A 21,201-nucleotide genomic window follows, 5' to 3' on the forward strand; every position below is an offset into this window, starting at 1 on the left:
CCATCTGACGGCAAGGAGCCGCCTCCCTTGATCGAGCCCCCCAAGATCGTGCTCTGCATTCCCGGCCCATGGCCGGATCGGTCCGAGCTGCTGGCACGCATCGTCCAGGACAGCGGCGGCTACCTGTTCGCCGGGCAGGTGCTGATGCACATGGACAGCGGCCAGGCATGCGAACTGCAGCACGAGCCACACGATGCACGCATGGCCGACGCGTTCGCCGCCGCCGGACCGCACTGGCGCGGTTCCGCGGACATGGCGCGCATCGGCACGCATGCGTCCGTCGTCTACCTCATCGGCGCTGGCGGTTCGCGGGTGCGTGCCGAGACGATGATGCGCGCGGCCGCGGCGTTGCTGGACGCCGGCGGCCTGGGGGTCAAGGTGGAAAGCAGCGGCGTTGCCCACAGCCCGGCCGACTGGCGCCAGTTGTGCGCGGACCTGCCGCTGGGCAGTGCCCATCGCGCCTATGTGCTCAACATCACCGGCGAGCAGGTGCATTCCTGCGGCATGCACCAGTTCGGCATGAAGGACGCGATCGTCGCGGCGCAGGCCGCGCCCGATCCGGTCGGCCTGCTGCACACCTTCACCTGCTACCTGTTCAACGAAGCGCCCGACGTGCGCGAGGGTCACACCTTTTCCGTCGCGCACGGCGCGCCGCGCTATCGGCTCCAGGCCGAGGCCAGCAGCCAGTTCCAACCCGGCGATCTGTTCGCCAACCCCTATGGACTGTGGCGGCTGACGCCGCTCTGACGGCGCGTTTCGTCCGGGATCCGGGTAGGGCGGGCAGGGCCCGACGAACTGCTCGCCGCGAATCGTGGTTGCGGTGCGGGCCGCCGTCGAGCGCCTGCGTGCCTCAGGGCCTCCCGCCCGCCACCGCCGGCAGCGCATCGCCGCCCGCGCGGCGCATCACCCAGTTGAACAGCGGCGTGGCCATCAGCGTGGAGGTGATGGCCATCAGCACCAGGATCGAGAACAGACCCTGTTCGATCACCCCGGCCTGCAGGCCGATGTTGATGATGATCAGTTCCATCAGGCCGCGCGCGTTCATCAACGCGCCGATCGCCATCGCATTGCGGTTGTTCTCGCCGCTGAGCCGTGCCGCGCCCCAGCAGGCGATGCCCTTGCCCAGGAACGAGGCCAGCAGCACCACGCCGGCGGCCAGCAGGATCTGCGGATCCAGCAGCACGCTCAGTTCGGTCTTGAGGCCGGAGAAGGTGAAGAACATCGGCAGCAGGAACACCACCACGAACGGCTGCAACTGCTCGCGCAGCTTCTCGGTCAGCGCGCCCTTGGGCAGGCAGGCGCCGAGCAGGAAGCCGCCGAACACCGCGTGGATGCCGATCGCATCCATCGCCCAGGCGCTGGTGCAGAACAGCATCAGCACCACCGCCAGCACGCCGGCGCTCAGCGGCTGGTCGGGGCGCACGTGGTCGGCCAGGCGGCGCAGCCAGTGGCGGCCGACCAGCAGCATGAACAGCGCATAGCCCACGCCGCCGCCGATTGCCAGATAGGCGCTGCCCCAGCTGCCGCCGAAGCTGGCCAGTACCACCGCCAGGATGCACCAGGCCGCGGCGTCGTCGACCGCGCCGGCGGTCAGCGCCAGGGTGCCCAGCGGGCTGCCGGTGAGACCGCGCTCGTGGATGATCCGCGCCAGCATCGGGAACGCGGTGATGGCGATGGCCGCCCCCAGGAACAGCGACGCCTCCAGCAGCTTGGTCTTGGCCGAGAACAGCCCGGGCACGTGCAGCAGCCACGGCGCCAGCACGAACGCCAGCACGAACGGCACGGCGATGCCGGCCAGCGACACGCCCATCGCGCTGCGGTAGCGCGTACGGAAGTGGTCGCCGCGGAAATCGGTGCCGACCAGGAACATGTACAGGCCCACGCCGAACTGCGCGGCCACGTACAGCATGTCCAGGGTCGGCTTGGGAAACAGTGCCTGCTGCACGTCCGGCAGCAGCGCGCCGAACAGCGACGGCCCCAACGCGACGCCGGCGATCATCTCGCCGACCACCTGCGGCTGGCCCAGGCGCCTGGCCAGCAGGCCGACCAGGCGGCACGCCAGCAGGATCACCGCCGCCTGCAGGAAGAAGTACACCGACATCTGCGGGGTGGTCATGGGCGGCCGTCCTGGAAGTGTCGGCGGATGATAGGAGGCCGGGGCCGCGAAATCCATGCGGGCGCCGCGTCACGTGGTGGGGCGGGGCGCGTTTGCGGTATGGTGCCTCGCGCGCGCATCGCGCATGCCCGTCACCCATGCGGGCCGACACCGCAGGACGCACCGGGGAGCGAAGCGATGAGCAAGGGATGGACGCGGCGGCAATGCCTGGGCGCCGGTGCCGCGGGCGCAGTGGCCGGTTTGCTGCCAGGGGCCGCCATCGCCAGCGCCGCCGCTGCCGATGCGGGCGATGCCGACGCGCTGTACCGGCGCGCGCTGGTGCTCGACGCCAATGCGCTGGCCTCGATCGGGCAGGTGTTCGGCGGCCCGGATACGCCGCAGCTGCTGCAGCAATTGCGCGACTCCGGCGTGTCGGCGCTGAAGACCACGCTGGGCGGTGCGGCCGGCGACTTCGAGACCGCCGTGCAGGACATTGCCGCCGCGCAGGCGCTGGTCGAGCGCTATCCGCAGCACTTCCTCAAGGTGCTGCATCCGGCCGACCTGCGCCGCGCCAAGCGCGAGGGGCGCGTCGCGCTGATTTTTTCCTTCGAGTCGGCGGCGATGCTGGAGGACAGGCCCGCGCGCATCGATCTGTTCCGCCAGCTCGGTGTGCGGGTCATGCAACTCACCTACAACCGCACCACGCCGTTCGGCGTGGGCTGCCTGGACGGCGAGAGCGGCGGCGTCACCGCGCTCGGCCGCGACGCGATCGCGCGCATGAACCGGCTCGGGGTGGCGCTGGATCTGAGCCATTCCAACCTGCAGACCACCCGCGACGGCATCGCCCTGTCGCAGCGCCCGCCGGTCATCACCCACGCCGGCTGTGCCGCGGTGTTCGCGCATCCGCGCAACAAGCAGGACGCCGAGCTGCGCGCCCTGGCCGGCAAGGGTGGGGTGATGGGCGTCTACATGCTGCCGTTCCTGACCGAGGACAGCCGCCAACCGCACCTGGCCGACTACATGCGCCACCTGCAGCACGCGCTGGACGTGTGCGGCGAGGACCATGTCGGCATCGGCACCGATTCGCTGTTCTTCCCGATCACCGAGCAGGACCGGCGCGCGTTCGAGGCGGACCTGGTGCAGCGCCGCCGCGACGGCATCGGCGCCCCGGGCGAGAACCGGCTGCCCTATCTGCCCGACGCCAACACCCCGCGCAAGCTCGAACGCGTCGCCGACGCACTGCTGCGCCAGGGCTACAGCGCCCGCGTCGCCGACAAGGTGCTGGGCCTGAACTTCGAACGGGTCTTCGGCGAGATCTGGACCGTTTGACCCCGACCGACCGCGGACGGCGCATCGCTGCCTCCGGCGCGATCGCCGTCGCTGGCAGGTGCAGGCTGAAACTTTTTTCGGATCACATGCGCTGCCGCCGATGCGGCTTCTTCACCAACACCCTTTTCACCAAGACGAGAGATGGAAATGCAACAGCATTCGAATGGACAACGTCCTGCGGCGGGAATGTCGCGCCGTGACTTTTCCCGTTTCGTGGGCCTTGGCGGCATGGCAGGAGTGGCCGCGCTCGCCGGCGTGGACGTCGCCGGCGCCAACGCCAATCCCAACACCACGCAGGCAGCGGCACCATCGTCCCCCATCGTCAACGTCAAGGATTTCGGCGCGGTCGGCGATGGTGCCAGCAACGACCAGCCGGCGATCCAGGCGGCCCTGGACAGCGTGGGCACCGATGGCGGCTACGTGTTCTTTCCCGCGGGCTCCTATCGGGTCGACGCGCCGCTGTTCGTGAAGAGCAAGGTCAACAGCGCGGCCGGTTTCGTGGTGGCCGGCGCGGGGCAGAACTGCGCCATTCGCGCCGGCGACAACTTCCCGGCCAACGTGGCCCTGGTCTATGTGCTCGGCGGCAATGCCGCACTGTTCGACCTGGGGCTGGATGGCATGAACCGCGCGCAGAACGGCGTGGAGTACGCGTACTCCGCACCGGATCGTCCGGACGACCGCACCATCCTGATCCGCGGCGTGGCGTTCTCGCGGTTCCTGTCCAACGGCTTCCACTGCGTCGGCGGCGAGGGCTACCAGATCCGCGAGTGTTTCTTCAATTCCATCGGCGACTACGCGGTCTACAACCGCGACGGCGGCATCAATTCGTTCGTCGAGGGCAACTACATGCTCGGCTGCGGGGGCGTCTATCTGGGGTCGACGTCGGCGCAGCCGGAAGGGGTCAGGATCGTCAACAACACCATTCTCGCCTCCGCCGGTTCGGGCATCGGCGTCTACGTCGACCGCGGCATGGAGATCAACATCTCGCACAACGTGATCGACCAGGTCAAGGTGGCTTCGGTGCAGGTCACCAACAACAGCTCCTACGTCAAATGCATCGGCAACTGGCTGTCGGGGCAACCCGGCACGGTGGTGTGCTCGTTGAGCCAGGACGCCAACTCGATCACCTTCGCCGACAACACCTTCGAAGGAGGCGACTTCCAGTTGTCGGTGGTCTCCGACACCGTCGGCCGCATCCACGACATCACCGTCCACAACAACATCTTCAACAACACGCGCGACACCGCGATGTTCTTCAACAACATCTCCAGAGTCAGCATCATCGGCAACCATTGCCGCTCAAGCGGCAAGGAATCGCTGTTCTGGGGTGGCGGCCAGTACGGCGTGGCGATGGGCAACGTGCTCTGGAAGGGCCCGAACGCCGCTGCCGGCTTGGTACAGAACACCAACATCGGGTGGTGATGCGCACATCGCGCCGGTGCCGGCAGGCCCTCTGCCGCACCGGCGCGACGATTCGAGGCGGTGCGAGCGGAATGTTCCGCCCCATGGCGCCGCAGGGGCATACGGCAGTGCGCCCGTGCGCCCGTGCGGCGTCGGCATCGAGTGCATGCGCGCCAGCGTTGCACGCACCGCCTCCGAGCGTTCCAGCGGCGCCGCGCCGCCCGCATTGACCGGGCCCTCGCGCAGGTCCAGACTTGTCGCCCTCATTCGCACCCATCGTCACGCCGCCATGCCGTACGCACCGCTGCTGATATTGCCCAACGCCCTGCGCGTCAGCGCAGGCCGGGTGCGCCTGCCTGAAGGAATGGACGACGCCGTGCGCTGACGCCGGCCATCGCCGATCCGCCGCAGACAAGCACCCGATGGGTGCTTTTTTTATGCCTGTTTTTCGCTGTTCCACCGTTCCGACACGCCAAGGAGAACGTGCCATGCACTACGCCGCCGAACCCGAACCCTAGCCGCATGCCCGCCTCGCCAACCGGGGCATGCGGCTTCCCCAGTGTTGGCAATGCGGAACCTTTCTCATGAACACGAACACCCTTTCCCGCTGGCGCAACCTCGGCATCATCGCCCACATCGACGCCGGCAAGACCACCCTCACCGAACGCCTGTTGTGGGCCGCCGGTGCGATCCATCGTCTCGGCGAAGTCCACGATGGCGCCGCCACCACCGACTTCTCGGACATCGAACGCGCGCGCGGCATCAGCATCGGCGCGGCCGCGGTGCAGGTGCAGTGGGCGCCGGCCGGGCAGCCGACGCATCGCCTGACCCTGATCGACACCCCAGGACACATCGATTTTGCGATCGAGGTGGAACGCTCGCTGCGCGTGCTCGACGGCGCGGTCGCGGTGTTCTCCGCGGTCGACGGCGTGCAGCCGCAGTCGGAGACCGTGTGGCGGCAAGCACGCCGCCACGGCGTGCCGATGCTCGCGTTCGTCAACAAGATGGACCGTGCCGGCGCGTCGTTCGACGGCGTGCTGGCGCAGTTGCGCAGCAAGCTCGACGCGACGGTCTGGGCGGTCGGCGTGCCGGTTCCGGGCGACTCCGGCTTCGACGGCTGGAGCGACCTGGTCGGCGGCCGCCTGCTGACCTGGGACGACGCGGGGCAACTGCACACGCGCGCCTGGCATGCCGAGGAGGCGGCCGCGTTCGCGGAGGCGCGCGAGCAGTTGGTCGCCGCGGTGGCCGAACACGACGAGGCGCTGGCGCAGGCCTATCTCGAGGAGCGCGCGATCGACGCCGAGCTGCTGCGCGGCGCCTTGCGCCGGGCCACCCTGGCCGGCGCCGGGGTGCCGGTGCTGGCCGGGTCGGCGTTCAAGCGCAAGGGCATCGAGCCGTTGCTGGACGCGATCGTCGACTGGTTGCCGTCGCCGCTGGACCGAGCGCCGGTGGCTGCGCGGGCCGACGCCGACGGCAATGCCGGTGGCGAAGGCGGACACGAGACGTTGCTCGCGCCGGATCCGTCCGGTCCGTTGGCGGCGCTGGTGTTCAAGTTCGCGCATGCCGCGCAGGGACCGCTGGCGTTCGTGCGCGTGTACTCGGGCACCTTGCGCGTCGGCGACACCGTGTGGACGTCGCATGCCCGGCGTCCGCGCCGGGTCGGGCGGCTGGCGGTGGTGCAGGCGCAGCGCACCCACGATGTGGCGCAGGCCGAGGCCGGCGAGATCGTCGCCGTGCTCGGCTGGAAGGACGCGGTCAGCGGCGAGACGCTCAGCGGCGTGCAGGCGCGGTGGGTGCTGGAACGCATCCGCACGCAGCCACCGGTGCTGGCGTGGCGGCTCGGCGCGGCCAATGCGGCCGAGCTGGTGCGGCTGGGTCAGGGCCTGGCGCGGCTGGCGCAGGAGGATCCGTCCTTCCGCGTCGACAGCGATCCGGAGACCGGCGAGGCGGTGATCTGGGGCATGGGCGAGTTGCACCTGGAGGTGATGGTGGAGCGCTTGCGCAGCGAGTGGCACGTGGACGTGCGCACCGGTGCGCCGCGCGTGGCCTACCAGGAAACGCCGCGTGCGGCCGCGCTGGGCGTGTCCGCACGGCTGTCCAAGCAGAACGGCGGCCAGGGCCAGTTCGCGCAGGTGGTGCTGGACGTGCTGCCGCGCGCGGACGGCGCGGTGACCTTCGTCGACCGCAGCCGCGGCGGCGTCGTGCCGAAGGCCTTCGTCGCCGCCACCGAGAAAGGCGCGCGTGCGGCGCTGGCGCAAGGCCCGCTCGGTCATCCGGTGGTCGGTGTGGACGTGGTGCTGGTCGATGGCCAGGCGCATGCGGTGGATTCGTCGGACCTGGCGTTCCAGCGCGCGGCGTCGGACGCGGTGAAGGCGGCGCTGGCGCAGGTCGGCACGCAGTTGCTGGAGCCGGTGATGGCGGTGGCGATCGACACGCCCGCGCACAGCGTCGGCGACGTGCTCGGCGATCTGCAGCGGCGCGAGGGACGCGTCGTGGCGATCGAAGAGCGTGGGGCCCGCGCCGAGGTCGTGGCACAGGCGCCGCTGGCGCAACTGCAGGCCTATGCCACTGCGTTGCGCTCGCTGACCCAGGGACGGGCATCGGCGAGCATGACCTTCGACGGCTATGCGCCCGTCAAGGCCGAGTGAGCCGGATTGCCATCCGGCAATGCGGCAGGAGGACGAGGAGCCGGTTCGCCGGCTCCTCTTTTTTTTGAGTGCACTACGGCCGCGCAGCCGCCAGATGGAGGCGGACGGCGCTCGGCATGCTCATCGGCCAGGCGTCCACAGCGGCTCCTGTGCGCCGCCCGCGTCCACCTGACGATGGCGCGCGACGTTCCATTCGCCACGCCGAGGCCTGGCGCTTGCGTCGGCGCCGCGAACCGGGCTTCATAGCCGGCCCCGATCGCCGGAGCCGCCCATGCATCGCCGTCTTGCCTTCCTGACCCTGCTTGCCCTGTCGCCGTCGCTCGCCGCGGCGCAGCCGCCGGCATGCGCGACGCCGTTGCAGATGGCCGAGCGCCTGTACAAGGCGCGCGATTTCTACTGGCAACCGCAGAACCTGGACGGCTTGCTGACGCCGGCCTTCGCGCACGCGTTGCAGGCCGACCAGCGCTGCGCCGCACGCGAGGGCGTGTGCCGGCTGGACTTCGATCCGTGGACCAGCGCGCAGGACGGCGAGATCCAGGGCGCGCCGACCTTCACCCTGGTCTCGGGCGGTTCGCAGGCCACCGTGGTGGAAGTGCGCATGGACTACCGGCTCGCACTCGGCGGCCGCGCCGCGCGGGCGCGCTCGGTCAAGATCGAGTTGCAGCGCCGCGGCAACGGTTGCTGGGCGGTCAGCGACCTGGTCGCACCGGACGGGCAGTCGCTGTTCGCGCTGCTGACTGATCCGGAGGACTAGCGCGCAGAAGGTCGCGCCGCCCAGGACTCCAGCCCTCGGGTGGGAGCGGGGCGAGTGCGCCGCACGAATCGTTCTAGTTCGCCCTCACTGGCGGGGAGGTGGGGGATGCGCTGGCAGGTAGCTCTCCCTCGCGCGCGCTTTCGAGCGGTGGCGTGGGACTGGGATGGATGTGCGGCGCGACCGACCCTCACCCCAACCCCTCCCGGGGGGGAGAGGGGCTAGGAGCGTGGCAGTGGTTGCGGGCTACTGCAGCTTCAGCATCACGATCGCCTTGGCCGGCAGCGCCACCTGCAATGTATCGCTGCGCAGGTGGGCGCCGTCGAACGCGGCCGGGCGCACCGCCTGCGGCTGGGCGAAGGTGTTGAGCGCGTCGATGGTCGGGGCGGTCAGGATCTGCCCAGCGACGCCGCGCGCCTGCACGCCATCGACCTGGACTGCGACGTTGGCGCTGCGGTTGGGGTCCAGATTGGTCAGCGCCACGTACACGTGCCCGTCCTTGGCCCGCACCGCCGAGCCGTGCACCGCCGGCACCGTGTAGCCGGCATGCCGGTAGTCCGGCGTCGTGATCTGCAGCGGCAGCGCGGTCGCGTCCTGGTACGGCTTGTACAGCATGAAGACGTGATAGGTCGGCGTGAGCAGCATCTTGTCGCCGTCGGTGAGGATCATCGCCTGCAGCACGTTGACCATCTGCGCGATGTTGGCCATGCGCACGCGGTCGGCATGCTGGACGAAGATGTCCAGGTTGAGCGAGGCCACCAGCGCGTCGCGCAAGGTGTTCTGCTGGCGCAGGAAACCCGGGTTCACGTCCGGAAGGCCCTTGTACCAGGTGCCCCATTCGTCGACCACCAGCGCGACCTTCTTGTCCGGGTCGTACTTGTCCATGATCGCGCTGTGCTTGGTGATCAGCTCGTCCATCAGGAGGGTGCGCGACAGCGTCTCGATCCAGGCCGCCTCGTCGAAGCTGGTGGAGGAGGCGCGCGGCGGCCAGCCGCCGGGGATGGTGTAGTAGTGCAGGCTGAGGCCGTCCATGAACTTGGTGGCCTCGCGCATCATCACCTCGGTCCAGTGATAGTCGGCATCGCTGGGGCCGGGGGCGATCTTCATGATCTTCTGGTCGGCCGGCGCCTTGACGAAGGTCTGGTAGCGGCGGAACACGTCGGCGGCGTATTCGGCGCGCATGTTGCCGCCGCAGCCCCACAGCTCGTTGCCGACGCCGAAGAACGGCACCTTCCACGGCGTCTGGCGGCCGTTGCGGCGGCGCTGTTCGGCCAGGGTCGAGCGCGTGGGCGCGGTCATGTATTCCACCCACTGCGCCATCTCGTCCGGCGCCGCGTCGCCGACGTTGCCGGCCACGTAGGCCTGCGTGCCGAGCAGTTCGGTGAAGTCCATGAACTCGTGGGTGCCGAAGCTGTTGGGTTCCTCCACGCCGCCCCAGTGGGTGTTGACGCTGGTCGGGCGCTGGCTGCGCGGGCCGATGCCGTCGCGCCAGTGGTACTCGTCGGCGAAGCAGCCGCCGGGCCAGCGAATGTCCGGCACGTTCAGTGCCTTCAGCGCGGCGACCACGTCGTTGCGGTAGCCGCGGGTGTTGGGGATCGTCGAGTCCGGGCCGACCCAGACGCCGCCGTAGATGCCGGTGCCCAGGTGCTCGGCGAACTGCCCGAACAGGTGGCGCGACACCGCGGGGCCAGGGCGGTCGGCACGCAAGGTGCCGCGCACCTCGACGTCGGCGGCCTGCGCCAGCGTGGCGGCCAGTGCCAGGCCGAGCGTCGCGGCGATCAGCGGCAGCCGCCGCCACCGCGCCGCACGTTGCTTCAGGAAACGGGGCGAACGCATCGGGAACTCCTTGTCGGGTAGGCGCGCCGTCGCCAGCGCTGCATGGGAGTGACGGCCGGCAGGCGGCCACGACGTGGCGCCAGACCGATGCCGTATTCGGGTGGCGCAACCCCCGGCACGCGTCGCTCCGCGCCTGTCCCCGGTTGCCCCTGTCCCGAGCATAAAAGAGACGCGCAGAGCGGACCAATGTCCGAATGCGCTGCCGCCATATCCGAATTGCAATACGCGGCACCGCCCCCCGCGCAGCCCGGTCCGCGAGTGTGCGCGCTATCGCACAGCGCACGGCCGATGCTCGCGCAGCGATGGCCGCGCCGCGTCCTCGCTGGTTATGCTGCGGGCCCCGCGCATGCGCACACCGACTCCAGGCTCCTGCATGTCCTCGCTCTTCGGTCATCTTCCCGACGGTACCGCCATCCAGCGCGTGGTCCTGGACAGCGGCGACGGCCTGCGCGCCGAACTGCTGACCTACGGCGGCCTGTTGCGCAGCCTGCGCCTGCGCGGCGCGCATGGCGAGACCGAGCTGGTGCTGGGCCTGCCGACGCTGCAGGACTACCTGCAGGACCCGGCCTACCTGGGCGTGCTGGTCGGGCGCTTCGGCAACCGCATCGCCGGGTCGGCCTTCACCGTCGATGGCCGGCACTACGCGGTCACCGCCAACGAGGGCGCCAATCACCTGCATGGCGGCGCGCTGGGCTTCGGCCGCCGGGTGTGGACGGTGCTGGCGCAGACCGAGCGCACGCTGCAGTTGCGCTACGACTCGCCGGCGGGCGAGGAGGGCTACCCGGGCAACGTCGCGGTGGAGGCGACCTACCGCGTCGACGGCCGCTGCCTGAGCGTCGAATTCGTCGCGCAGACCGATGCGCCGACCCCGCTCAATCTCACCCATCACCCCTATTTCAACCTGGCCGGCGACGCCGCGGTGCCCGCCGCGGCGCAGTGGCTGCGGGTGCCGGCCGACCGCTACCTGCCGGTGCGCGATGCCGCGCTGTTGCCGCGTGGCGAGGTCGCCGCGGTGGCCGGCACGCCGTTCGATTTCCGCCAGGCGCGTGCCATCGCCGACAAGGACATCGCAACCGATCCGCAACTGACGCTAAGTGCCGGCTACGACCATTGCCTGGTGCTGGCCGACGGCCACGATTGCACCGCGCTGCTGTATTCGCCGCACAGCGGCGTGGCCATGCGCATCGCCAGCCCGATGCCGGCCGTGCAGCTGTACGAGGGCCAGGGCCTGGACCGGCAGCATCCGGCGCTGGGCCGCGGCATCTGCCTGGAGCCGCAGGGCTATCCGGACGCGCCGAACCAGCCGGGCTTTCCCGATTGCATTCTGCGTCCCGGGGAGATCTACCGGCATCGCATCGTGTACCGGTTCGCCGAGGTCGGCCGCTACGCGGAGTGGGCGGCGGTGGAGGCAGCGCTGGCGGAGCAGGGCGGCGGTTGATGCTGGAGTGTTGTAGGAGCGGCTTCAGCCGCGACCGGGCACTCCCAGGAATGCCCGCTCGCGGCTGAAGCCGCTCCTACAAAAACACACGCCGCGCTAGCCTCGCCAGGCTACTGCGCGTGCCCCAGCACCAGTTCGATCACGAACTTGCTGCCGAAGAACGACAGCAGCAGGAGCACCATTGCCGCCAGGGTCCAGTGCACCGCCTTGACCCCGCGCCAGCCGTAGCGCCAGCGGCCGAACAGCAGCGCACCGAACACGATCCACGACAGCACGCTGAGCACGGTCTTGTGCACCAGCCGCTGCGCCAGGAAATCCTGCACGAACAGCACCCCGGTCAACAGGGTCAGGGTCAGCAGGATGAAGCCGACCACGATGGTGCGGAACAGCAGCGTCTCCAGCGCGGTCAGCGGCGGCAGCGCGCGCAGCCAGGGATGGAAGTCGCGGCGTCGCAGCGCGCGTTCCTGCAGCCACAGCATCACCGCCAGCAGGGCGGCGATGCCCAGCGTGGCGTAGGCAAGCAGCGCCAGCCAGGCATGCAGCTGCAGCCGCCAGTCCAGCACCGGCGCCGGCTCGTGGCCATAGCCGTGGTAGGCCAGCAGCAGCGCCGCCGACAGCGGGAACACCACCACGCCCAGTGCGGCCATGCGCCCGCTGGCGCCGACCAGCGTGGTCATCAGCGCCATGCCCAGGCTGACCAGCGACAGCGCGGCGAAGAAATGCATGTCCGGGCCGCCGGCGGTGTGCAGGGCGACCTGCACGTGATAGCCGGCGTGCAGCGCCACCGCCGGCAGCGCCGGCCACAGCCAGGCGCGGCTGCGGTCCACCCGGTCGCGCACCACCGCGGCGATCAGCAGGCCGGTGGCGGCCAGGTACAGCAGGGTGGCGAGGACGGTGATGAGCATCGCGGCAGTTTCGCATATCGGACAGGCCGCCGTGACGGCGGCGCCCGGGATCGGCGGCGCGCCCGGCTATAATCGACGGCCGTTTCCCGCTCGCGACCCGCCCGCATGTTCGAATCCCTCACCCAACGCCTCTCCGGCACCATGCAGCGCCTGCGCGGCCGCGGTCGCCTGACCGAGGAGAACATCCGCGAAGCCACCCGCGAAGTGCGCATCGCGCTGCTCGAGGCCGACGTCGCCCTGCCGGTGGTGCAGGCGCTGATCGAGCGCATCAAGGTGCGCGCGGTTGGCCAGGAAGTGCTCAAGAGCCTGACCCCGGGCCAGGCGCTGATCAAGGTCGTGCGCGACGAGCTGACCGCGGTGATGGGCTCGGCCGCCAGCGACCTCAACCTCAACGTGCCGGCGCCGGCGATCGTGCTGATGGCCGGCCTGCAGGGCGCGGGCAAGACCACCACGGTCGGCAAGCTGGCCAAGCACCTGAAGGAAAAGCGCAAGAAGAAGGTGATGGTGGTGTCGGCCGACGTGTACCGCCCGGCCGCGATCGAGCAGCTCAAGACCCTGGCCGAGCAGGTCGGGGTGCTGTTCTTCCCGTCCGAGGCCTCGCAGAAGCCGGTGGACATCGTCCGCGCCGCCATCGCCGACGCGCGCAAGTCCTTCGTCGACGTGCTGCTGGTGGATACCGCCGGCCGCCTGGCCATCGACGCGGCGATGATGGAGGAGATCAAGGCGCTGCATGCGGCGATCACCCCGGCCGAGACCCTGTTCGTGGTCGACGCGATGACCGGCCAGGACGCGGCCAACACCGCCAAGGCGTTCAGCGAGGCGCTGCCGTTGACCGGCGTGGTGCTGACCAAGACCGACGGCGACGCCCGTGGCGGCGCCGCGCTGAGCGTGCGCTACATCACCGGCAAGCCGATCAAGTTCATCGGCGTCGGCGAGAAGCCCGACGGCCTGGACGTGTTCCACCCCGATCGCCTGGCCAGCCGCATCCTCGACATGGGCGACGTGCTGTCGCTGGTCGAGCAGGTCGAGCACCAGGTCGACAAGGACAAGGCGCAGAAGCTGGCCGAGAAGGTCGCCAAGGGCAAGAAGTTCGACCTCAACGACATGCGCGATCAGCTCGAGCAGATGCAGAACATGGGCGGCCTGTCCGGGCTGATGGACAAGCTGCCGGGCATGGGCCAGATCCCCGACCATCTCAAGCAGCAGGTCGCCGGCAACAAGGACGTGCCGCGGATGATCGCCATCATCGGTTCGATGACCAAGAAGGAGCGGCGCAACCCGGGCTTGCTCAACGGCTCGCGCCGCGCGCGCATCGCCCGCGGCTCCGGCACCCAGCCGGCCGACGTCAACAAGCTGATGAAGCAGTATCAGCAGATGGAAAAGATGATGAGCAAGATGGCCGGCGGCGGCATGAAGGGCCTGATGCGCGGCATGAAGGGCATGCTCGGCGGCATGGGCGGCCGCGGCGGCCTGCCGTTCCGCTGAGCGTGTCCGTCGGGCGAGCCGCGCGAGGCATTGCCTGGACGGCGGCGTTGCCGTCGGACCGTGGATTTTTTTTGAAAGGGACATCACGCTGATGAGCGAGCATGCGATGTATTTCACCGGCGACGAGGACGCCGCGATGCAGGCGGCCTACATCGCCGCCCGCGGGACGTTCAAGTTCTTCTGGCGCGAACTGTCCTGGGAGTACCGGCGCATCGTGCCGGGGCTGGAAATGGCGGCGGTGAAGTTCGCATTCGCGACCGATGCCGGCGATCCCGAGGCGCCGCCGTTCGAACACATGTGGGTCGGCGACGTGCAGTTCGATGGCGAGACCGTCTCCGGCACGCTGCTCAACGATCCGCACGACATCGCGTCGCTGCAGGCCGGCGCCGAGGTGGCCTTGCCGTTCGCCGAACTGGAGGACTGGATGTACGTCATCGGCGGCAAGGTCTATGGCGGCTACACCATCGACGCGCAGCGGCGCGAGATGGCGGCCGACGAGCGCGCGGAACACGATGCGGCCTGGGGACTGGAATTCGGTCCGCCCGGGCAGGTGCAGCTGGTGCCGACGCAGGCGACGGACGTCGGCGCCGCCGCCGACGCGGCTGCCGAACTGTCGCTGCGCGAGCACCCGATGAGCGAGAACATCGCGCCGCGCATCGACGAGAATCTGCGCAGCCACCCCGAGGCGGTGCATGCGCGTGACGGGCAGGGCTGGACGCTGTTGCAGCGCGACGCGCTGGCCGGCAACTACCAGCCGGTGGCGTTGCTGCTGCAGCATGGCGCCGACCCGTCGCTGCGCACGCCGCAGGGACGAACGGCGCTGGAATTGGCGCAGCACATGGGCTGGCCGCGCATCGTGCAGTTGTTGCAGCAGGCCGGCTGAGATGGCGCCGTCGCCACGCCCGGTCTCCGCGGCGCAGGCGCGGGCGCTGCAGTTCTGCGAGCGCTTCGGCCTGCGCCTGCCGATCCTGCTCAGCCCCATGGCCGGCGCCTGCCCGGTGCCGCTGTCGGCCGCGGTCGCCGCGGCCGGCGGTATGGGTGCGATGGGCGCGGTGCTGTCCGCGCCGCAGGACATCGGGGCGTGGATGGATGCGTTCCGCGCCGCCGGTGGCGGGCCGGCGCAGGTCAACCTGTGGGTGCCGGATCCGCCGCCCGCGCGCGATGCCGCCGCCGAGGCCGACGTGCGCGCCTTTCTCGCTGCCTGGGGGCCGCCGGTCGCGGCGGCCGCCGGCGATGCGGCGCCGGCCGATTTCGATGCCCAGTTCGAGGCCCTGCTCGCGGCGCGCCCGGCGGTGGCCTCCTCGATCATGGGTCTGTTCCGGCCGGACCAGGTGCAGCGCCTGCAGCAGGCCGGGATCGCCTGGTTCGCCTGCGCCACCACCCTGGACGAGGCGCTGGCCGCGCAGGCCGCCGGCGCCGATGCGGTGGTCGCGCAGGGCGCCGAGGCCGGCGGCCACCGTGGCGCCTTCGCCGCGGACCGTGCCGAGCGGCAGCTGACCGGGCTGTTTGCGCTGCTGCCACGGCTGGCCGATCGTCTGCAGATCCCGGTGATCGCCGCCGGCGGCATCGGCGACGGCCGCGGCATCGCCGCCGCGCTGACCCTGGGCGCGAGCGCGGTGCAGATCGGCACCGCCTTCCTGCGTACCCCCGAGGCGGCGCTGGCGCCGGCCTGGGCGGCCGCGTTGGCCCAGGCCGAACCCGAGCAGACCACGCTGACCCGCGCCTTCTCCGGTCGCCTGGGCCGGGCGCTGGTCACCGACTACGTGCGCGCCGCCGCCGCGCCGGACGCACCGCCGCCGCGGCCGTACCCGGTACAGCGTGCGCTGACCGCGCCGATGCGCCAGGCCGCGCAGCGTGCCGACCGCCTCGCGGCGATGCAGGCCTGGGCGGGGCAGTCGGCATGGATGGCGCCGGCCGAGCCGGTGGCGGCGCTGCTGACGCGCTGGTGGGCACAGGCGCAGGCCTTGTCGTGAGCGCACAGGTTTTTCACCACGGGCAGCCTGCGCCGGCCGAGCTGCTGGCCGCGGCCGCCCTGGTGAACTATGGGCATTTCAGCACCATGCAGGTCCGCGGCGGCGGCGTACGCGGGCTCGAGCTGCATCTGCAGCGGCTGCAGCAGGCCAACGCCGCGCTGTTCGGCAGCGCGTTGCCGGCCGATCGCGTGCGCGACGCACTGCGGGCGGCGCTGGCCGCGTTCGGCAGCGGCGATGCGTCGCTGCGCATCACGGTGGTCGCGCCGACCTTCACGTTGCGCCGGGCCGCCGACGACTGCGCGGTGGAACTGCTGGTATCGCTGGCGGAACCGGCCCAGGCCGAGGCGGCGCCGCTGCGCCTGCGCAGCAGCGTGTTCGCGCGCGAGGCGCCGCAGTTCAAGCACGTCGGCACGTTCGGCGCATTCCAGCAGCGCCGCCTGGCACTGCAGGCCGGCGCCGACGATGCGCTGTTCGTGGACGCACAGGGGCAGGTGGCCGAGGGGCCGACCTGGAACCTGGGGCTGTGGGACGGGGCCTGCCTGCACTGGCCGCAGGCGCCGGCGCTGCGCGGCACCCAGCAGCGGTTGCTGCAGGCGGGTCTGGCCCAGCTGGGTGTGGCGCAGCGCGAGCGGCCACTCTCGCTGCAGGAACTCGGGGCGGACGTGGCCGCCTTCACCTGCAACGCCCGCGGGCAGCAGGCGGTGGCGGCGGTGGACGGGCGCGCGCTGCGCCCGGCCGAGGAGTTGCTGGCCCTGCTGGAGCAGGCACTGCGCACCCAGCCCTGGCAGGCGATCTAGGCGGCTCAAGAGGCATCTCGCGGCCATCGGCACCGCTTCTGGCGATCCCCAATCCCGGATCCCCAATCCCTTGCCGCGTCAGCGGCAACGACTTGGCAGCGGCGGGGACGGTCGCTATACTCGTCGGTTCACCGCGCCATCCTGGCGACTGGGCAACACCGGAAACTCACCATGGTCAAGATTCGCCTTACCCGTGGCGGCGCCAAGAAGCGCCCCTTCTACCACATCATCGTCACCGACGTGCGCAGCGCGCGCGACGGCCGCAACATCGAACGCGTCGGTTACTACAACCCGGTCGCCCAGGGCGCCGAGCCGCGCGTGGTGCTGGACCTGGCCCGCGTCGATCATTGGGTGTCCAATGGCGCGCAGCTGACCGACAAGGTGCGCAACCTGTACAAGGAAGCCACCAAGAACCAGGCCGCTGCGGCCTGATTCCGCGGGCCGCGCCGAGTGCGCGGCCCTTGCGTTTGCCCCGATGAAAGACAGCCAGCGCCGCATCCTGCTCGGTCGGGTCCTCGGCGCGTTCGGCATCCGTGGCGAGGCCAAGCTTGAGTCCTGGACCGAGCCGCGCCTCGCCATTTTCCGTTATCAGCCCTGGATCGTGCGCAAGCCCGACGGCAGCGAGAGCAGCCTCACCGGCGTGCGCGGCCGCGAATCCGGCAAGTACCTGATCGCCACGCTGCCCGAGGTCACCGACCGCGACGCGGTGGAAGCCCTGCGCGGCACCGAGATCTACGTGGCGCGCAGCAGCCTGCCGCCGCCGCGCCCGGACGAGTACTACTGGGTGGACCTGGAAGGCCTGGACGTGCGCACCGTCGACGGCGTGGCGCTGGGACAGGTGTCGCACCTGTTCTCCACCGGCGCCAACGACGTGCTGGTGGTGCGCGGCGACCGCGAGCGGCTGGTGCCGTTCGTGCAGCCGGACTACATCAAGTCGGTGGATTTCGAGGCCAACCTGGTCGTGGTCGACTGGGACCCCGAGTTCTGAGCGATGCGGCCATGCGGCCGCTTTGGCTTTTGCTTTTCCCATTCCCCATTCCCGACTCTCCATTCCCAGCCTCATGCGCATCGACGTCATCAGCCTGTTCCCCGAGTTCGTCGCCCAGTGCGCCGGGTTCGGCGTGGTCGGGCGTGCGCAAGAGCGGGCGTTGCTGGAGCTGCACGGCTGGAACCCGCGCGACTACGCCAGCGGCGGCTACCGCAAGGTCGACGACCGCCCGTTCGGCGGCGGCCCCGGCATGGTGATGATGATCGAGCCGCTGCAGGCCTGCCTTGAGGCGGTGCGCGCGGCCGATCCGCAGCCGGCGCCGCTGATCTACCTGAGCCCGCAGGGGCGGCCGCTGACCCAGGCCAAGGCGCGCGAACTGGCCGCATTGCCACGGCTGCTGCTGCTGTGCGGGCGCTACGAAGGCGTGGACGAGCGCTTCGTCGCCGCCGCGGTGGACGAGGAGATCTCGATCGGCGACTACGTGCTGTCCGGCGGCGAACTGGCCGCGGCGGTGCTGGTGGATGCGGTGACCCGGCTGCAGGAGGGGGCGCTGAACGACGCCGAATCCGCCGCTCAGGACAGTTTCGAGGGGCCGGACGGCCTGCTCGACTGCCCGCACTACACCCATCCGCGCGAACACGCGCTGGGCGAGGTGCCGGCGGTGCTGCGTTCCGGCAACCATGCCGCGATCGCGCGCTGGCGGCGCATGCAGGCGCTGGGGCGGACCTGGCTGCGGCGCCCGGAACTGCTGGACGAGGCGGCGCTGAGTGCGGCCGACCGCCGTCTGCTGCAGGAATTCCGCCAGGAGCGGGAGGCGGCCCTGGCCGCCGAACAGGAAAATCCACCCAGGCCCTAGCCATGGCCGCCGGGCTGGGTTAAAATGCCCGGCTTTCCGGCCAGTGCGTTCCGTGCTTGGCCCATCCGATATCGCGCAATCGCCGTGCGGCGACTGCCGGACCACCTCACCAGACACAAGCGGTGCCCACCATGAGCAAGCTCAACAAGACCATCCTGGCCGACTTCGAAGCCGCCCAGATCCAGCGCAAGCTGCCGGAGTTCAACCAGGGCGACACCGTCGTCGTCAACGTCAAGGTGAAGGAAGGCAACCGCGAGCGCGTGCAGGCCTACGAAGGCGTGGTGATCGGCACCAAGAACGCCGGCCTGAACTCCTCGTTCACCGTGCGCAAGATCTCGCACGGCTACGGCGTCGAGCGCGTGTTCCAGACCCACAGCGCCACTATCGACTCGGTCGAAGTGAAGCGCCGCGGCAAGGTCCGCGCCGGCAAGCTGTACTACCTGCGCGGCCTGGAAGGCAAGGCCGCCCGCATCAAGGAAGATCTGGCCGCCGCTGCGCAGGCCAAGGTCGCGCGCCAGGCCGCTGCGGCCGCCGCCAAGGCCGAGTAATCCCGGCGACCCTCGGGTCGCTGCCGCAACGGCCGCCTTCGGGCGGCCGTTTGCGTTTGGGGGGATGGCAGCATGTGCGCCGTGGCCCGTGGTGCATTCAGTCCCAGCGCTGTTTTCAACCGACGCCGCGCGCGATGCCTTCGTAGGAGCGGCTTCAGCCGCGACCAGGCATTCCCAGAACCGCTCGCCGTCGAGCGCCTGCGTCCTTCGTGACGATGGTCCGCGGCCTGGTCGCGGCTGAAGCCACTCCTACAAATGGGGGGATCCGGCGGCAAGTCATTGCCGCCGCCCAGGCGCTCAGCGCGCCGGATCCTGCGCCACCGCCACGTCGGCGACCGGTGCCGGCGGCTGCGCCGGCACTTCCGCCGGATGCGCCACGGTGTCCGGCCGCGAGGGCGCCAGCATCCGCGCCTTGCGCCAGTTGCCCCAGCGGTAATACGCCAGCGACACCAGCATCGCGCAGGTGGCGCTGGTCGGGAAACTCCACCACACCGCGTCCACGCCCAGCTGCGGCTGCAGCAATTGCGCGAACGGCACGCGGATGCCCCACAGCGACAGCGCCAGGATCAGCAGCGGCGGGATCACCGCGCCGGTGGCGCGGACCACGCCGGAGATCACGAAGGTGACGCCGAAGAACAGGAACGACCACACCGCGATGTGGTTGAGATGGCGCGCGATCTCCAGCGCCTCGCTGTGCGGCGGCAGGAACAGCGCCAGGGTCCAGCGGTCGAACAGGATCAACGGCGCGATCAGCGCGCCGGTCAGCAGGAAGTTGAACAGCACGCCCTTGCGCGCGGTGGCCGCGACCCGGTCCCAGCGCTGCGCGCCGACATTCTGCGCGGCCATCGACGAACAGGCCGCGCCGATCGCCATCGCCGGCATCTGCAGGTAGGCCCACAGCTGCAGCGCCGCGCCGTAGGCGGCGGAGGTGTCGGTGCCGTAGCCGTTGACCAGCGCGATCATCACGATCATCGCCAGCGAGATCAGCACCATCTGCAGCCCCATCGGCACGCCCTTGACGATCAGCGCGCGCAGGATCGGCAGGTCGAGCCGGAACAGCCGCGCGTCGCGGCGGCCCAGCCACAGCACGTGGCGCTTGTGGCGCAGGTACAGCAGCAACCCGGCCAGCGATACCGCCTGCGCGATCAAGGTGGCCCAGGCCGCCCCGGCGATGCCCAGCTTGGGGAACGGGCCCAGCCCGAACAGCAGCAGCGGGTTGAAGCCGATATCCAGCACCACCGACAGCAGCAGGAAGCGGAACGGCGTGCGCGAATCGCCGGTGCCGCGCAGCGCCGCCGACAGGAACGCGAAGGTGTACAGCAGCGGCATCGCCAGGAAGATCACCCGCAGGTAGGCCTCGGCCAGCGGCAGCGACGCCGCCGGCGTGCCCATCGCCGCCAGCAGGTGCCGCGCCAGCCACCAGCCGCCGGCGGCGATCAGCACCGAGATGCCGATGAAGAAGGTGGCGCTGGTGCCCATCACCCGCCGCGCCTGGGCCACGTCGCCGCGGCCCATCGCCTGGCCGATCAGGATGGTGGCGGCCATGCCGATGCCGAACACCGAACCGATCAGGAAGAACATGATGCTGTTGGCGTTGGCCGCCGCGGTGAGTGCCGCTTCGCCCAGGTAGCGGCCGATCCAGACGGCATTGACCGAGCCGTTGAGCGACTGCGCGATGTTGCCGGCCAGGATCGGCAGCGAGAACAGCAGCAACTGGCGGCCGATCGGGCCTTCGGTGAGCACGGCGGGCTTGGGCATCGCGGGTCGGGATCGAGCGTGAGCCGGCCACACTAGCACCGACCGATGGCGGTGGGGCGATGGGCGAACCGCGCTCTGTCGCGTCCGTGCACCCGGCGTGCACGGGTCGGGTCCTTGGCCGCCTCACGACGCCTGGGCCGTCATGCGCGATGGCCAGCCCTGCGCGGGTCATGCGTGGTCTGCACATGCGGCGAGGATGGGCGCGCGTTCGGCACAGATCGCGTCATGCATCCCTTGGGGTGGGCGTGGATCGACGCGCGGATCGGCATGTGACGATCGACGTGGGCAAGCGGCGCCCGGGCGCGCCTGCATCGCGGCCGGGCGCCGCCCGCTCTCCATTCTTCCCTGCCAACCCATTCATCCTGGAGGGGCGGAACCTGGCAGGTGCGGTGC

18 protein-coding genes and 1 other RNA gene are annotated in these 21,201 nt (G+C 70.4%); 15 read left to right on the forward strand and 4 right to left on the reverse strand.

Translation table 11 applies throughout. The features are described from left to right. Positions 1–27 precede the first annotated feature (27 nt). The gene (locus M3U25_RS01620) at positions 28–747 is read left to right on the forward strand and encodes a hypothetical protein (protein WP_355495628.1); all 720 of its coding nucleotides are present in this window, start codon (positions 28–30) and stop codon (positions 745–747) included. 103 nt (positions 748–850) lie between these two features. On the opposite strand, the gene M3U25_RS01625 is transcribed toward M3U25_RS01620, so the two are convergent. Continuing rightward, positions 851–2,116 carry a cation:proton antiporter gene (locus M3U25_RS01625; RefSeq protein ID WP_355495625.1) on the reverse strand — a complete coding sequence of 422 codons (1,266 nt, stop codon included), beginning with the start codon at positions 2,114–2,116 and terminating at the stop codon, positions 851–853. Between the two features lie 177 nt (positions 2,117–2,293). On the opposite strand from M3U25_RS01625, the gene M3U25_RS01630 reads away from it, so the two are divergent. The 5 genes from M3U25_RS01630 (at position 2,294) to M3U25_RS01650 (ending at position 8,227) form a co-directional block, all read left to right on the forward strand. Beyond that, entirely contained in the window at positions 2,294–3,424 is a 1,131-nt protein-coding gene (locus M3U25_RS01630) for a membrane dipeptidase (protein ID WP_355495622.1), read from the forward strand. 237 nt (positions 3,425–3,661) lie between these two features. Then, positions 3,662–4,846, forward strand: coding sequence for a glycosyl hydrolase family 28-related protein (locus M3U25_RS01635; protein WP_355495619.1), 1,185 nt, complete (start codon positions 3,662–3,664; stop codon positions 4,844–4,846). A gap of 563 nt (positions 4,847–5,409) precedes the next feature. After that, entirely contained in the window at positions 5,410–7,473 is a 2,064-nt protein-coding gene (fusA, locus tag M3U25_RS01640; RefSeq protein ID WP_355495616.1) for an elongation factor G, read from the forward strand. Between the two features lie 122 nt (positions 7,474–7,595). Then, a non-coding RNA gene (locus M3U25_RS01645) (sX9 sRNA) lies at positions 7,596–7,671 on the forward strand. A 73-nt stretch (positions 7,672–7,744) separates the two neighbouring features. Continuing rightward, positions 7,745–8,227, forward strand: a complete 483-nt coding sequence (locus M3U25_RS01650; RefSeq protein WP_355495613.1) for a hypothetical protein — start codon at positions 7,745–7,747, stop codon at positions 8,225–8,227. Between the two features lie 243 nt (positions 8,228–8,470). Here the strand turns inward: M3U25_RS01650 and M3U25_RS01655 are convergent, their stop codons facing one another. Next, positions 8,471–10,060, reverse strand: coding sequence for an alpha-L-arabinofuranosidase C-terminal domain-containing protein (locus M3U25_RS01655; RefSeq protein ID WP_355495611.1), 1,590 nt, complete (start codon positions 10,058–10,060; stop codon positions 8,471–8,473). A gap of 373 nt (positions 10,061–10,433) precedes the next feature. Between M3U25_RS01655 and M3U25_RS01660 the strand changes: the two genes are divergently transcribed. Further along, the gene (locus tag M3U25_RS01660) at positions 10,434–11,498 is read left to right on the forward strand and encodes an aldose epimerase family protein (RefSeq protein WP_355495608.1); all 1,065 of its coding nucleotides are present in this window, start codon (positions 10,434–10,436) and stop codon (positions 11,496–11,498) included. 110 nt (positions 11,499–11,608) lie between these two features. On the opposite strand, the gene ccsA is transcribed toward M3U25_RS01660, so the two are convergent. After that, positions 11,609–12,403, reverse strand: coding sequence for a cytochrome c biogenesis protein CcsA (gene ccsA, locus M3U25_RS01665; RefSeq protein WP_160947674.1), 795 nt, complete (start codon positions 12,401–12,403; stop codon positions 11,609–11,611). A gap of 105 nt (positions 12,404–12,508) precedes the next feature. On the opposite strand from ccsA, the gene ffh reads away from it, so the two are divergent. The 8 genes from ffh to rplS all read left to right on the forward strand — a co-directional run bounded on the left by ffh (position 12,509) and on the right by rplS (position 19,050). Further along, positions 12,509–13,888, forward strand: coding sequence for a signal recognition particle protein (gene ffh, locus M3U25_RS01670; RefSeq protein ID WP_160947675.1), 1,380 nt, complete (start codon positions 12,509–12,511; stop codon positions 13,886–13,888). A 91-nt stretch (positions 13,889–13,979) separates the two neighbouring features. Further along, positions 13,980–14,771 (forward strand): DUF2314 domain-containing protein, encoded by a 792-nt coding sequence (locus M3U25_RS01675; protein WP_355495603.1) that lies wholly within the window; start codon positions 13,980–13,982, stop codon positions 14,769–14,771. Between the two features lies 1 nt (position 14,772). Continuing rightward, a complete protein-coding gene (locus M3U25_RS01680; protein WP_355495600.1) occupies positions 14,773–15,861 on the forward strand; it encodes a nitronate monooxygenase in 1,089 nt (362 codons plus the stop codon). Next, the gene (locus M3U25_RS01685; protein WP_355495596.1) at positions 15,858–16,658 is read left to right on the forward strand and encodes an aminotransferase class IV; all 801 of its coding nucleotides are present in this window, start codon (positions 15,858–15,860) and stop codon (positions 16,656–16,658) included. The genes M3U25_RS01680 and M3U25_RS01685 overlap by 4 nt, the downstream gene beginning before the upstream one ends. Before the next feature lie 171 nt (positions 16,659–16,829). Then, positions 16,830–17,090 carry a 30S ribosomal protein S16 gene (rpsP, locus tag M3U25_RS01690; RefSeq protein ID WP_010342240.1) on the forward strand — a complete coding sequence of 87 codons (261 nt, stop codon included), beginning with the start codon at positions 16,830–16,832 and terminating at the stop codon, positions 17,088–17,090. A gap of 43 nt (positions 17,091–17,133) precedes the next feature. Further along, complete coding sequence (rimM, locus tag M3U25_RS01695; RefSeq protein ID WP_160947679.1) at positions 17,134–17,646, forward strand: ribosome maturation factor RimM; 513 nt, start codon at positions 17,134–17,136, stop codon at positions 17,644–17,646. Positions 17,647–17,719: 73 nt separating this feature from the next. Further along, positions 17,720–18,502: a tRNA (guanosine(37)-N1)-methyltransferase TrmD gene (gene trmD, locus M3U25_RS01700; protein WP_355495591.1), complete on the forward strand. Its 783-nt coding sequence runs from the start codon at positions 17,720–17,722 to the stop codon at positions 18,500–18,502. 131 nt (positions 18,503–18,633) lie between these two features. Continuing rightward, a complete protein-coding gene (rplS, locus tag M3U25_RS01705) occupies positions 18,634–19,050 on the forward strand; it encodes a 50S ribosomal protein L19 (RefSeq protein WP_010342237.1) in 417 nt (138 codons plus the stop codon). Positions 19,051–19,347: 297 nt separating this feature from the next. Here the strand turns inward: rplS and M3U25_RS01710 are convergent, their stop codons facing one another. Next, positions 19,348–20,808: an MATE family efflux transporter gene (locus M3U25_RS01710; RefSeq protein WP_355495586.1), complete on the reverse strand. Its 1,461-nt coding sequence runs from the start codon at positions 20,806–20,808 to the stop codon at positions 19,348–19,350. Positions 20,809–21,201 lie beyond the last annotated feature (393 nt).

This window comes from Xanthomonas sp. PPL134, from assembly GCF_040595915.1.
Taxonomy (GTDB): Bacteria; Pseudomonadota; Gammaproteobacteria; order Xanthomonadales; family Xanthomonadaceae; genus Xanthomonas_A; species Xanthomonas_A indica.

Bases quoted from the DNA above. Each gene is read 5' to 3' on its own strand.
- M3U25_RS01625 (WP_355495625.1), bottom strand. From the start codon at position 2,116: ATGACCACCCCGCAGATGTCGGTGTACTTCTTCCTGCAGGCGGCGGTG.
- M3U25_RS01630 (WP_355495622.1), top strand. From the start codon at position 2,294: ATGAGCAAGGGATGGACGCGGCGGCAATGCCTGGGCGCCGGTGCCGCG.
- fusA (WP_355495616.1), top strand. From the start codon at position 5,410: ATGAACACGAACACCCTTTCCCGCTGGCGCAACCTCGGCATCATCGCC.
- M3U25_RS01650 (WP_355495613.1), top strand. From the start codon at position 7,745: ATGCATCGCCGTCTTGCCTTCCTGACCCTGCTTGCCCTGTCGCCGTCG.
- M3U25_RS01655 (WP_355495611.1), bottom strand. From the start codon at position 10,060: ATGCGTTCGCCCCGTTTCCTGAAGCAACGTGCGGCGCGGTGGCGGCGG.
- M3U25_RS01660 (WP_355495608.1), top strand. From the start codon at position 10,434: ATGTCCTCGCTCTTCGGTCATCTTCCCGACGGTACCGCCATCCAGCGC.
- ccsA (WP_160947674.1), bottom strand. From the start codon at position 12,403: ATGCTCATCACCGTCCTCGCCACCCTGCTGTACCTGGCCGCCACCGGC.
- ffh (WP_160947675.1), top strand. From the start codon at position 12,509: ATGTTCGAATCCCTCACCCAACGCCTCTCCGGCACCATGCAGCGCCTG.
- M3U25_RS01675 (WP_355495603.1), top strand. From the start codon at position 13,980: ATGAGCGAGCATGCGATGTATTTCACCGGCGACGAGGACGCCGCGATG.
- M3U25_RS01680 (WP_355495600.1), top strand. From the start codon at position 14,773: ATGGCGCCGTCGCCACGCCCGGTCTCCGCGGCGCAGGCGCGGGCGCTG.
- rpsP (WP_010342240.1), top strand. From the start codon at position 16,830: ATGGTCAAGATTCGCCTTACCCGTGGCGGCGCCAAGAAGCGCCCCTTC.
- rimM (WP_160947679.1), top strand. From the start codon at position 17,134: ATGAAAGACAGCCAGCGCCGCATCCTGCTCGGTCGGGTCCTCGGCGCG.
- trmD (WP_355495591.1), top strand. From the start codon at position 17,720: ATGCGCATCGACGTCATCAGCCTGTTCCCCGAGTTCGTCGCCCAGTGC.
- rplS (WP_010342237.1), top strand. From the start codon at position 18,634: ATGAGCAAGCTCAACAAGACCATCCTGGCCGACTTCGAAGCCGCCCAG.
- M3U25_RS01710 (WP_355495586.1), bottom strand. From the start codon at position 20,808: ATGCCCAAGCCCGCCGTGCTCACCGAAGGCCCGATCGGCCGCCAGTTG.